Origin of the sequence: Rhodoferax aquaticus, assembly GCF_006974105.1 — a bacterium.
Lineage (GTDB): Bacteria > Pseudomonadota > Gammaproteobacteria > Burkholderiales > Burkholderiaceae_C > Allorhodoferax > Allorhodoferax aquaticus_A.
The window spans coordinates 464178-476415 of sequence record NZ_CP036282.1; the positions used below are offsets into that span (position 1 = coordinate 464178).

The window sequence follows — 12238 nt, forward strand, 5'->3', positions numbered from 1 at the left end:
TGGTCACATAGTAACGTGATCTTGCCTATTTTGGCCAGAATGTCCACATCTGCAGGTTTTGTTTCATGCGCCCGGCGAGCTCTCCGGCCTCAGAGCCCCAACCCGCAAAATAGTCTGCGCGCACCGCGCCTGTAATGGCGCTGCCAGTGTCTTGTGCCAAAACCAGCCTCTGCAAATTGCTCTGTGCCCCGGTGGAAGCTAGCCAGACGGGTGTTCCGTAGGGGATGCTGCCGGGATCAACAGCGATTGAGCGCCCCGGCGTCAGTGCCACACCCTGCGCGCCCTTAGGGCCGAAGGAAGCATCCAAATCCGAGAGTATTTCTTCTTTAAAGAACACCACGCGCGGGTTGCTCCAAAGGAGTTCTTGCTGGCGTTGCGGGTTTTGAATCAGCCATGCTTTGATGCCGGGCCAAGAGGCATCTTTGATCAGACCTTGGTCCAGCAACCAGCGCCCCACACTGCGGTAGGGCTGGTCGTTGGTGCCTGCATAGGCGAGCCGAGCCCAGCGCAGGCTACCGTCAGCTTGGGTTATCCGCATACGGCCAGAGCCTTGAATTTGCAGCACCAGTGCGTCTACCGGATCTGCCAAGTAGGCAATCACGCGGCCCTTGAGTGCCGCTTGCGCCTCGGGCAAGGTGTCAATCTCCTGACGGCTGTACCAAGGTTTGCGACTGGCAAGATTGGGCGGTACTTGGTAGATCGGTACGGAAAATGCAGCGCTCGGGGTCCTGCTGGCCTCTAGCATGGGTTCGAAATAACTGGTGAGCAAACCATTGGAGTCCCCCTGCAAAGATTCCACCCGGTAGGGCTGTAGCTTGCTTTGCATCCATGCGCGCTGCTCGTCGCCGCTACCAATGCTTAAGCGACGCACATCGCCGCACAGTGCTGCCAGCGCCGCAGCCGGACGCTCGCAGCTTTTGAGCCATGCGTTCCAGGCTTCAAACAGGTTGTCATCTTCGAAGCCCGGCAGGCCCGACCAGTCCACCGCCACCCAGCGGCTTTTGGGTTGTTGAATGATGGGCCCGGTATCGACCGCAGGGGTGCTTGGCACCGTGGCTGTGCGTGCTGGCGGCGGCAGGGTTCTTCCCACAGGGGCCATAGGGGCACTGCCGCAGGCCACCAAGCTTCCTACAATCAAGGCCAACGCCAGCCCATTGAGACAACGTGCCATGCTACTGTTACTGCTAGAAGCCCTTGGGGCCGGACTCTTGTTTATTTGGATCATTTGGTGGACCATGTTTTCAGGCCGCGACAACGGCGAGCCTAGGAAGCCTGCCGATGCTGCGGACCAGTCCGATGACAACTTGAAGCCATAGTGCCATGGGCGCTCGTGGAGTATGCGTAAGTAGCTATTATTTGTGTAGCAAACTAGCTTGCGACTAGGACACGATGTTGCAGCGCAGGAAGCTGGCTGCGCTGTTGTGCCAGCTGGGTAGCGTCGAGATCAGCCACGACGACGCCTGCGCCTTGGGCCTGTTGCGCCAGGACCTTGCCCCACGGGTCAATGAGCACGGATTGGCCCCAAGTCTGTCTGCCGCTGGGGTGCACGCCACCTTGGGCTGCAGCAGCCACAAATGCCAAGTTTTCAATAGCGCGCGCCCTGAGTAAAACCTCCCAATGCGCTTGGCCGGTGGTGTGGGTGAACGCACTGGGCACCAGCATTAAATCGCAGCCCGTAGCGGCGTAGCCACGGTACAGCTCCGCAAAACGCAAGTCGTAGCACACGCTAAGGCCAATGGTCCAGCGGTGCCCGTCTTTGGACGGCAACTCGAACTGTGCGGGCGTATCGCCGCGGTCCAAGACCTTGGACTCGTCGTAGCTTTCGTGCCCATTGTCAAAGCGAAACAGGTGAATCTTGTCGTACCGGGCGACGCATTCCCCTTGCGGGTTAAACACCAAGCTGCTGTTGTATACGCGGTCAGGGCCAGAAGCGGAAAGAGGCATAGTTCCTCCCACGATCCAAAGGCCCAGGGTCTTCGCCTGGGTCGCCAAAAAGGCCTGAATGGGCCCTGTGCCAAAACGCTCTTGGATAGACAGTTTGTCAGAGTCACGTTGGCCAATCAGGCAAAAGTATTCTGGCAGTATGGCCAATTCAGCGCCTTGCGCAGCGGCTTGTGCCAGCAAAGTGGCAGCTTGGTTTAGGTTGTCGTCAAGGATGCCGGTGGACACCATTTGAAGGGCTGCAACTTTCATCTCTGTTCCAGTGTGGGTTGGCTAGGGCGCGTTGATTTTGGTCACCCGTGGGTCGATCCAGGTGCCGTCAATAAAAAACTCTTGGGTCGCCGCTTCAATCAAAGGGCGGCGCAGTATGACTTGCGCTAAGAACGTGGTTAGCCCCACCAAGGGGTTGATGGCGGAAGCTATCAAGGAGGCGCTGCCCGCGTTGATCTCAGGAATGACCACCACCTTGATCGCTTGGGTTTCTTTGGCAATGTCGGCCTGGCCCTCCATGAGGGCGGCGGCGCTCACGCCTTTCATTTGCAGGTTGTTGGTTTTGGCAATGCCCTGCTCGATGGTCACGTCACCCCGAATAAAGTCGAACACAAAGCCTTCGCTAAACACATCCCTGAAGTCCAGCGCCAAGCGACGTGGCAGTGATTGCAAGCTGAGCACCCCAAGCAGCTTGGCTAAACCAGGGTCCGCTTTGAGGAATTGCCCCGCTTCTACGTTGACGTTAAATGCACCATTCATGCTGGGGTAGTCCAGTGTCAGTGGCGCCCCTAGCCAAGCTACTTGCCCTTCAATCTTGCCTTTGCCCTTGCGCAATACGCCACTCATGCCAAAGCGGTTCAGTAAGTCGCCTGAGTCGTTGATGTCTAGCTTGAAGTTCAGCACCGTACGGCGTTTGCTCTTGCTGTTTCGGTTGAGTGGGGCGTTGGCTGCTTGGGCGTTTAAGTTCGCCCAGTTGCCTGAGGCGGTGAGTACGGCCTCAGGGGTGATGATGTTGAAGCGGTTGAGTCGCCACTCTTTGGCACTTTCGCGAGCAGCACCGGCCCCCACATTGATGGCATCTATTTCAAGGTGGCCTAGGCGCTTGCCACGCAACTCAAAGTCTTCGATCACCACATCGAGCGCGGGAATGCTAGAGGGTTGCTCGTCGAGCAACGACTCTACATCTTGCGCAGTGCTTTGGGCCAGAGACAAGCGCGCAAGACGGGCGTAGACCTTGCCTGCAGATGGGCCGCTGGGCTGGCGGTACTCGGCGTAGCCACTGAGCTCTAAGGCGTCCACATTGGCTCGCCACAGGCCCCCTTCACGCGCGCCCCCTAGAACGACGCGGTTCAGGCTGCGGCCGGAAACGACCAGCTCATTGGCGCGCAGGGCAATACTGGTGGGCAAGTACGCCATACCAAATTGGGCATTTGCCGCATCTACGTTGCCTGCGGGGGCGTCTGTGCCCGCCAGTTTTTCAAGCACCCGGTTCCATGCGTCTACGTCAAGCCGACCCGCGCTGATATTCGCAACCACGCCTTCCGCCGGCAAGGGTGCGGTCTCATCAGCGGCTAAGCCTATGCCAATGGCTCCGCTGAGCACGCGCGGCACAGGCGATGAAACATCGCGCACATACAGCACATTGGCCAAGCGCCCGACATCCAGTTGCCAGCGGTCCTGCAAGGGCGATTTGGCGGTGCTAGCGATGGCACCGGGGCGGACCACCGCATTCTCAAGCCGCAACGGGAGCATGGACTCCGGGGTCTTGGCCAATGGAGCAGGTAAATTGATGCCCAAGCCCTGTAAATTGCTGTTGACCAGTAATTCCGGTATGCCCGAGCGAAGCCCTAGGGTGGCTGTATAGGCTGTGCTACCGTTGGCGTACTCCGCAAGGCGCGCCACGAAACCAAGTTCTTTGGCGGCGCGCAAGCCTTCTGCAGTGGCCGAACCCGTGACTCGCAGCACGGGTGGCGAGGCGCTGGGTTTGCTGGTTAATCCAATGGCCGGATTGCTAACAAAGCTCAAACCACCTTCCAGCTTGGCGTCGCCGCCCAAAAGCCGCGCTTGAGCATTGCTGACCGAAAACCCCGTGTCTGAGAAGTTGACGGTGCCGCGTACTTTGCTGAGCTTAGGCGTCTCCGGCGTAACCTGCAGGTCATTGCTGTTGAGCACGATGGCGCCTTGGAGTGTGGTGCTGTTGGTGTCGTTTAAAGGAATATTGAGCCTGAGTTTGTAGTCAGCCACCCCTGTGGCGCTAGAGTGCTCAAACACCTTGTCAGTGATCTCTGCCAAAGGCGAGCTGTTGATGACAGCAATGACCTCTGGCACAGGGCCTCTGGCTTCTGTGGTCACCTGCAACTTGGCGTTGGTAAACAAGTCCGTGATCACCGCTTCTGCTTTAGAAATTTGAAGACCCGGTGCGTTACTAATGCCTGCTTTTGCGCCTTTGACCCATAGCGCTCCCCGTTCTATGAGCAAGTCACCGCTCAGATTGGTCAGCTGTGGCCATGGGCGACTGTTTTTGGGCATGATCAAAGGCGGCGCAAAGGCCAAAACGGCGTTTTGCACGTTGGCGGACACCCTAAACTCCCCCGTTTTGGAGGTGTCAAACGGGAAATCGTCCACATTGCCCTTCACCTTGAACTTCACCCCGGTGGCACTGCCCGCAACAATGGCCTCGTGCAAGTAATCTCGCAAGTCTTTTTCAACCACCACGGGAAGATAGCGCGGTACCTTGCTGCCATCTGCTTTGCTCAAGGTGCCTTGCAGGTCTAGTACCCCAGGGAATCGGTGAGGTGCCTGACCTGCGCCATTCACTTTGGCATCACTGGTTTGCCAATTGAACTGCAATTCTCCTTGCAAGTCGGCATTGCCGAACTTGACATTGCTAGAGCTCACGCTGATTCGCGGTCCATCGACTTTCCATTGAAAGGCCCCGTTGAGCTGCTCTAGCGCAATGAGCGGCTCCTCAAAAACTCCCTGTGCGTCAATGGTGCCTTTGCGCATGGACAAGGTGGCTTTGCCAGACGTGGGGTTTACGTCGAAGTCAATGTCCGCACCGCTAAACCCTGGCGTAGTTTTTCCATCGCGCGTTTGCGCTGGCAAACTGAGTCCCAGCACTCGGCCCTTGGCATTGAAGTTACTAACTTGCTTGGCAGACCCTTGCCAATTCGCAACCACGCTTTCCACAAGCCCGCTAGGTGCAAACTGACGCAACACTTGGTGCATGGATGCGTCCAGTGGCAAACGGCTCGCAATCTCCACCATGGCTGCCAGGTCCAGCTTGTCTGCTGCTAACTCGCCATGTGCCGGGTGGGCGGGTTCGGTGCCAAATAGCGCCAGCCGCACATTACCGCCAGGCCAATGTAGCCCGTCTTCAGTGTCAAACTGCAGCGCCTGCGTTGATATCTCGAAGCCGCCTTCCAAGCGCTTTGCGCCTAGCCGGCCCGACATGCTGGCCAAGCTAAGCGCATCGAGCTCAGGGGCTAGTTTCATGTTCACGCTTTGCAGCGCAAGGTCCGCTGTAACTGCATTCACTTGCCCATGGTCGACGTCGACCCACGCCCGCAAAGCACCTACCCCTTGCGCGATGTCAATGCCCAGATCCAAGTAGGGTTTGATTTGCGCCAAGTCAGTGTGGGGGAGGTCGACAAAGGCCTGTCCGGACCAAGCATGCCAGTCACCTGCGCGGTGCGTCAAAAAAGGCTGTGTGAACAAACCTGTGACACGCATGCGGTCGCCCCACAGTGCCGGGGGCGTGGCTGCCGCATGCAGGGTGTGCTTGCGAAGGCCATTGCGAATGACAACGTCGACATCAGACAAGGCAACAGAGGGCGCGCCGCGCAACTCGTCGGTCCAACGCACAGAACCGTGTCGAACCACCAGCTCGGTTTGGGAAAAAACCCAATCCACTCCGGTGTTGTCGTCGGGATTGGTCTGGGAGATCGCAAGGCCTGCAACCCAGAACTTCCCGTCGGATGTGCGCCGAACATCGAGCTCGGGGGCCTCTACGAATAACTGTTCGAAGCCCAAGGTCATGGCCGATCGTGGGGATAGGGCCGCATAGACCTTGGGAAGTCGGAGCACTTCAATGCCTTGCGCGTTATGCAGAGTGACGTCGCTCAACGCAAACGAAGGGATCAAACCATTGGATAGGGCGGTGATGTTGCCAATGCGAAGGGGAATCCCTAGCAGCTGTGAGGCATGCCGCTCCACCGTAGGGCGCAATTCTGAGATTCGCGGCACAATCAGAAAATGCAAGCCTCCCCACGCAATGCCGAGTAAGACCCACGCAGCCAATAGCATGCGCAACGCCCACTTGGCGAGGGTCGCGCTTGTTTTGAGCAAGCGTGAGGGGAGGGGCGTCAGTTCATTCATCGTGCAATCGGAGCAATGTTAGGAATTATGACCCGCAAAGTGCCTCCCGCCTTGGCTACCGGCTCGCGCTTCGCGCAGCGAATCCGCAGGCGTTACGCCAGTCAAATGCTTTTGCTCCCACCCGGCATCCCCACCCGGCAAAACATGGATGCAACCTTGGCCGGCTTGCTGTCGGATGGCGCTGAATTGGGCACTGCATTACGGACCACCCGCCAGCTGGTGTTAGAGCGACTGGTATGTTTGGATTGTGAGGAAAATGCGGGTCTGGAGGTGGTGACCAAGGCCATGACTGACCTGGCAGAAATTGCATTGAATGCAGCCTACCAACACTCCATTGGAGTTCTAGATCAGCAGTACGGCCCACCTCAGTCGCCAGATGGTGCCCGGGCGCAGTTGTGCATTGTGGGTATGGGTAAGCTCGGGGCCCGCGAGCTCAACGTGTCTAGTGACATTGACCTGATTTATATCTACGACCAAGAAGGTGAAACCGCGGGAGACGCCAATGGCCGTGGGCGCATTTCAAACCAAGAGTACTTCGGCAAGCTGGTGCGCTCCATTTACGCTTGGGTGGGGGAAACGACCGAACACGGTTTTGTATTTCGTGTCGATTTGGCGCTGCGACCCAACGGTAACTCCGGGCCGCCCGCCGTGTCTCTAGGGGCCTTGGAGGAATATTTTCATGTGCAGGGCCGCGAGTGGGAGCGGTTTGCTTGGCTGAAAAGTCGCGTAGTGGCGCCTGCTCAGGCGGTAACCTCGTCGTGCGCCCAGTCTTTGCGCGCAGCGGTCGTGCCTTTTGTGTTCAGGCGCTACCTAGATTACAACGTCTTTGATGCTCTGCGCGTCTTGCACCGGCAAATTCGGGACCACGCGTCTAAGCGCAGCGCTGGACGTCCGGAGCGCAGCAACGATGTCAAGATTTCACGCGGCGGCATTCGTGAGATCGAGTTCACGGTGCAACTTCTCCAAGTGGTACGCGGCGGGCAGTTTCCAGAACTTCGCACCCGCCCTACCGTGAGTGCTTTGCAGCGCTTGGTCACGTCTGGGTTAATGCCACAAGCCACTGCCGACGCTTTGGCCCAAGCCTATGGATTCTTGCGCCAAGTGGAGCATCGCATCCAATACCTAGACGACCAGCAAACGCATGTGCTTCCCACATCCGATGCGGATCTGGCTTGGATTGCGCACACCATGGGATTTACGGACAGTGCCGGTTTGCTGTGCCAGCTGGACACCCACCGTGAGCTTGTGGCACAAGAGTTTGACGCGCTACTGGGTGGGCCGCAGAAAGAGTGTTCAGGCTGCAATGGCCCTGCCGCGTCGGTAGGCAGCAGCGACTTCGATGAGCTTTTGGATCAGCTAAGTGGCCAATTCAAAGAGCGCGTGGCCGGCTGGCGGCATCACCCGCGCGTTCTCGCCCTGCGTGAGGCGCCGCGCGCGCGTCTGGCACGTCTGGTCATCCGCACGGCGCAGTGGGTGGCGCAAGGCAAAGTGACGGAGGCGGCAGCGGTCCGCATTGCGGACTGGATCGAACCCTTGCTGCGCAGGGAAAGCTACTTGGCTTTGCTGTTGGAGCGACCTATCGTGCATGAGCGTTTGTTGCACATGCTGGGCGCAGCCCGTTGGCCCGCACGCTATTTGCTCAAACACCCCGGTGTGATTGACGAGTTGGCAGGTCATACGATGTTGGCTGAGCGATTTGATGCGGCTGATTTTGAGCGCGAACTGGAATCACGCTGGGTAGCCCTGCAAGGTACCCAAGAAGATGATGACGAGACCCTGCTCAATTTGCTGCGCCGCGCGCACCATGCGGAAGTGTTTCGTACCTTGGCGCGGGATGTGGAAGGTCGCATCACTGTCGAAGAGGTTGCGGATGACTTGAGCGCTTTGGCCGACGCCGTGCTGCGGGTGACCACCCGTTGGTGTTGGAGCCGTTTAAAAGGCCGTCACCTGGAGGTACCGCGTTTCGCCATCATTGCGTATGGCAAGCTGGGGGGCAAGGAGTTAGGGTATGGCAGCGACCTAGACTTGGTGTTTGTGTACGACGATGAGGATGAGCGGGCCGGCGAGATCTACGGCGCTTTGGTTCGTAAACTCATCAACTGGCTGACCGTCAAGACGGGAGAGGGTGACCTCTACGAGATCGACACTGCCCTGCGCCCCAATGGCAATTCTGGCCTTCTGGTCACCAGTTTTGACGCATACGCCAACTATCAGCAGCAGCGCGGCAGCAACACGGCTTGGACTTGGGAGCACCAAGCGATGACGCGCGCCCGATGCGTTTTAGGAGACGCGGCTTTGCATGCCCGTTTTGACGCGGTGCGCAATGCTGTAATTGGTGCCAATCGCGACCGCCAGAGCCTACGCGCCGAAATCGATGCCATGCGCGCCAAAGTGCGACTGAGTCACCCTGTACGCAGTGCCCAGTTTGACGTGAAACACAGCCCGGGGGGCATGGTCGATATTGAATTTGCGGTGCAGTACTTGGTGCTTGCCTATGGCAATCAGTACCCCGAGTTGTTAGCCAATGTTGGCAATATCAGCTTGCTGCTCAGGGCACAAGACTGCGGTTTGTTGCCTGCCGGCGTGGGTGCGCATGCAGGTCACGCCTACCGTGTGCTACGGCAGATACAACACCGGGCACGGTTAAACGAAGAGGCTACAGAAGCAGCGTTAGATACCGTGGAAGCGGAGCGTGAGGCCGGCTTGGCGTTGTGGGCCGCAGTGTTTGCGGCAGACCGCCCTGTGCCGGCGTAGCCGAGCCCTAAGGTTTGCCCGTGCTGGCCCGAATGCGCTTTAACAGTTGCGTGGTGGAATAGCCGGGAACAAACGGTAAAGCGAGTGCTTGCCCTCCCCAAGACCGAACGGCGGTTGTTTCTGGCAACAATTCCATGTTGTAGTCTCCCCCTTTGACGATGAGGTCGGGCCGAATTTGCTGAATCAGTTCCAAGGGCGTGTCCTCATCAAACCAAGTGACCAAGCTGACACTGGCCAGACTGGCCATGACCATGGCGCGGTCGGCATCGTGGTTGAGAGGTCGGTCATCGCCCTTGCCCAGCCGCTTGACCGAGGCATCAGTATTGAGCGCAACAATCAAACTCCCGCCCAGTTCCCGTGCCTGGGCTAGATACACAACGTGTCCTCGGTGCAGTACATCAAACACGCCATTGGTAAAGACCCAGGGTTTTGGCAGGCGCGCCAAGGCGTGATCCAACGATGCACGGTCGCAAATCTTGGAAATGAAAGAGGGGGGGGTGTCTGCATGGCTCATAAGGGCGCAATGCTAGCAGGCTTGGTAGGCCAAAACTGCACCGAAAAAGGGCCATTCAAGCGCCTGTCAGACTGGGGTTGCCCATGCATAATTGAAAGCAACTATGCACCTAGTCGCCATCAGCGTTGATTCCATCCGCATCGGTCAGCCGCTCCCTTTCCCATTGATGGACAAGGAAGGCGTCTTGCTGGCGCAGCGGGCGTTTGTGATTCCAACCCGGCACGATCTGGAGGTGATAGCCCAGCGCGGCGGCGGCCTTTACATCGACGTTGCAGACTCAGAAGCGCACCACCGGGCCTACGTCGAACGCTTGCATGGTTTGGTCAACCAAGGCAAAGCCTTGGGAGAAATCGCGGGCGTTAAGGTTTCCCGCACGGTGTTTGGTGAGCGTAGCGCCGACTATGTGCTGCCCGATTGGCTGGACTTGCAAGTGCAAGCCAATACCTTGTTGCGAGACAGCAGCCCCGCCGTGTTTATGGACCGTTTGGATCGGCTGCATGCCCAGTTGAGCTTACACGCCAACCGTAACCCGGACGGCACCTTGTTCGCACTCATCCATTTGTCTGCGACCGAGGTCGGAATGTACAGCGCCACCCATGCCATGTTGGTCAGCATGATGTGTGGGCTTGCCGCTCGCGAAGTGATGAAGTGGCCCCCTGCGGTGGAAGCCATATTGTGCAAAGCCGCGCTGACCATGAATTTGGGGATGACTGAGCTGCAAGATCGCTTGGCTTCACAATTGGGGCCCGTGACCGTGGACCAGCGCAAGGCGATTGAAGGCCACAGCGAGCGTTCGGCGCAAATGCTCGAGGCAGTCGGGGTGAAAGACGCCATTTGGCTCGACACCGTGCGTGCCCATCACGTCCAAGCTCCGGGGCCTTTGGCGACACGCACACCTGCGCAGCGGCTGGCCAGACTCATACAGCGCGCCGATATGTTTGCTGCCCGTCTCTCGCCCCGCGCCTCTCGCCAACCGACCGCGCCGGGCGTTGCCATGCAAGCGTGCTATTTTGATGAAAACAAACAAGTCGATGAGGCAGGGGCTGCGCTCATCAAGACGGTCGGCATTCATCCGCCGGGTACTTTTGTGCGCTTGATCACAGAGGAAGTCGCGATGGTCATCAAGCGGGGCGTGAATACTGCTACCCCGCGTGTAGCGGTCATGATTAACCGCAACGGTATGCCTACGGTGGAATACGCGATCCGTGACACTAGCCAGAAAGAGTACCGCATTGTTGCCAGCGTGGCACATCGTGACGTTAGGCTCACCGTTAACTTAGAGCGCATGTTGCCGCTCACCCAAATTGCCACCTCCGAACGGCCTTGGTGAATGCCTGCCTTTTAGGCGGTTGCAAATGTTCCTGTCGCAAATGCCGTGACGCCAAAGTGACGCCAAGGTGGCCCAAAGACGACCATCTCTAGAGATGCCAATGCACAATGGATTTCCACCCTTGCCCTGCGTGAGGCCCACCCTGAACGTGCCGTATTGGAGATTGAATGATTGAGTTGCACCACCTGAGCGAATCGCGCTCACGCCGTATCACATGGCTTTTGGAGGAGTTGGGCCAACCCTATGAGGTGATTTCTTACCAGCGCGATGCGAAAACGCGCTTGGCCCCGCCTGAACTGTTGGCTATACACCCCTTAGGCAAAGCGCCGGTGTTGCGGGACCAAGGTCAGGTCATGATTGAATCGGGTGCCATCGTCGACTATTTGATTCGCACCTATGGCAATGGCCTGTTGGCCCCTGCCGTGGGTTCGCCAGAGTACAACCGCTATGTGCAGTTTTTGCATTACGCGGAAGGCTCGGCCATGCTGCCTTTGATGTTGAAGCTGTACGTCGGTCGCTTGGGGGAGGCCGGTGCGCCATTGCAAGCGCGCATCGGCAGTGAAATGGCGAATCATCTAGGGTTTTTGAATGCAGAGCTCGCGGGCAAGGAGTACTTCGTAGGAGAGGCCCTGACCGGCGCTGATATCCAGCTCTCTTTTGTTGCCCAGGTCGCAGTGAGAAGCGCAGGGCCAGACGCATTTCCCAACCTCAGCCGTTTTGTGGCGATGGTGGAAGCAAGGCCTGCCTACCAACGGGCGATAGCCAAACACGGGGCTTAAATTCAAACAGAGGGCAGGCGCAACGGCGGGGCGCCTAAGCAAGGTTAGCTTGGCACGGTTCTGCGCGTACCAAGCTGAAACCCTTGCGTAGCAGTTACATCACCAGCTGATTGAGGCGCTCATAAAAAGCTGCGCGTTTTTTCTCTGCTTCGCTACTCAAAAAACCGAAGTCTGTGGCTGACAGAGATTTTGCGCTGCGCGTGTGAATGTCGGCTTCCATTTGCAAGGCTTGCTTGAGTGCCACGGAGTGGTTTCCGCTGGTTGTGCTGCGGGCCAACACCAGGTCAAAGCGGGCAGGTGACACTTCGGCTTCTTTCATCCATTGGCACAGATTGCTTTTTGCGTTGGCAGGCAGGGCGTCCAAAGTGGCGGGGGCAATGCCTGCTTGGCAGAAAGCGGCAACCGATGTTGCTGTTTGGGCTTGCACGGGGGCGGCCAAGAGGGCCAGAGCCATTGCACCGCCGGAGATCAAGGCAGCGGAAGAAGCGAAGTGGATGACATTGCGGATGGATTTCATGGAGTTACTCCTAAAGTTGAAGACTGAATGGTATC

The 12238-nt window shown here is 58.0% G+C and carries 9 protein-coding genes; 4 read left to right on the forward strand and 5 right to left on the reverse strand.

Annotation, left to right across the window (positions count from 1 at the left end):
• Positions 1-25: 25 nt before the first annotated feature.
• Positions 26-1237, reverse strand: a complete 1212-nt coding sequence (gene mltA, locus EXZ61_RS02175) for a murein transglycosylase A (RefSeq protein WP_142808582.1) — start codon at positions 1235-1237, stop codon at positions 26-28.
• On the opposite strand from mltA, the gene EXZ61_RS21855 reads away from it, so the two are divergent.
• On the forward strand, positions 1170-1316 hold the full coding sequence (locus EXZ61_RS21855; RefSeq protein ID WP_168224672.1) for a hypothetical protein: 147 nt from the start codon (positions 1170-1172) through the stop codon (positions 1314-1316). The genes mltA and EXZ61_RS21855 overlap by 68 nt on opposite strands.
• A 52-nt stretch (positions 1317-1368) precedes the next feature.
• Here EXZ61_RS21855 and EXZ61_RS02180 read toward each other — a convergent pair whose 3' ends face one another.
• Both EXZ61_RS02180 and EXZ61_RS02185 read right to left on the reverse strand, forming a co-directional pair.
• Positions 1369-2193, reverse strand: coding sequence for a carbon-nitrogen hydrolase family protein (locus EXZ61_RS02180; protein ID WP_142808584.1), 825 nt, complete (start codon positions 2191-2193; stop codon positions 1369-1371).
• 21 nt (positions 2194-2214) lie between these two features.
• The gene (locus EXZ61_RS02185) at positions 2215-6309 is read right to left on the reverse strand and encodes a YhdP family protein (RefSeq protein ID WP_142808586.1); all 4095 of its coding nucleotides are present in this window, start codon (positions 6307-6309) and stop codon (positions 2215-2217) included.
• Between the two features lie 27 nt (positions 6310-6336).
• On the opposite strand from EXZ61_RS02185, the gene glnE reads away from it, so the two are divergent.
• Positions 6337-9063 (forward strand): bifunctional [glutamate--ammonia ligase]-adenylyl-L-tyrosine phosphorylase/[glutamate--ammonia-ligase] adenylyltransferase, encoded by a 2727-nt coding sequence (glnE, locus tag EXZ61_RS02190; RefSeq protein WP_237219063.1) that lies wholly within the window; start codon positions 6337-6339, stop codon positions 9061-9063.
• A gap of 7 nt (positions 9064-9070) precedes the next feature.
• On the opposite strand, the gene rfaE2 is transcribed toward glnE, so the two are convergent.
• Complete coding sequence (gene rfaE2, locus EXZ61_RS02195) at positions 9071-9577, reverse strand: D-glycero-beta-D-manno-heptose 1-phosphate adenylyltransferase (RefSeq protein ID WP_142808590.1); 507 nt, start codon at positions 9575-9577, stop codon at positions 9071-9073.
• A gap of 103 nt (positions 9578-9680) precedes the next feature.
• Between rfaE2 and EXZ61_RS02200 the strand changes: the two genes are divergently transcribed.
• Together EXZ61_RS02200 and EXZ61_RS02205 are read left to right on the forward strand one after the other, a co-directional pair.
• The gene (locus EXZ61_RS02200) at positions 9681-10907 is read left to right on the forward strand and encodes an HD-GYP domain-containing protein (protein WP_142808592.1); all 1227 of its coding nucleotides are present in this window, start codon (positions 9681-9683) and stop codon (positions 10905-10907) included.
• 167 nt (positions 10908-11074) lie between these two features.
• Complete coding sequence (locus EXZ61_RS02205) at positions 11075-11686, forward strand: glutathione S-transferase family protein (protein WP_142808594.1); 612 nt, start codon at positions 11075-11077, stop codon at positions 11684-11686.
• A 94-nt stretch (positions 11687-11780) separates the two neighbouring features.
• On the opposite strand, the gene EXZ61_RS02210 is transcribed toward EXZ61_RS02205, so the two are convergent.
• Positions 11781-12203: a hypothetical protein gene (locus EXZ61_RS02210; protein ID WP_142808596.1), complete on the reverse strand. Its 423-nt coding sequence runs from the start codon at positions 12201-12203 to the stop codon at positions 11781-11783.
• Positions 12204-12238: the final 35 nt, after the last annotated feature.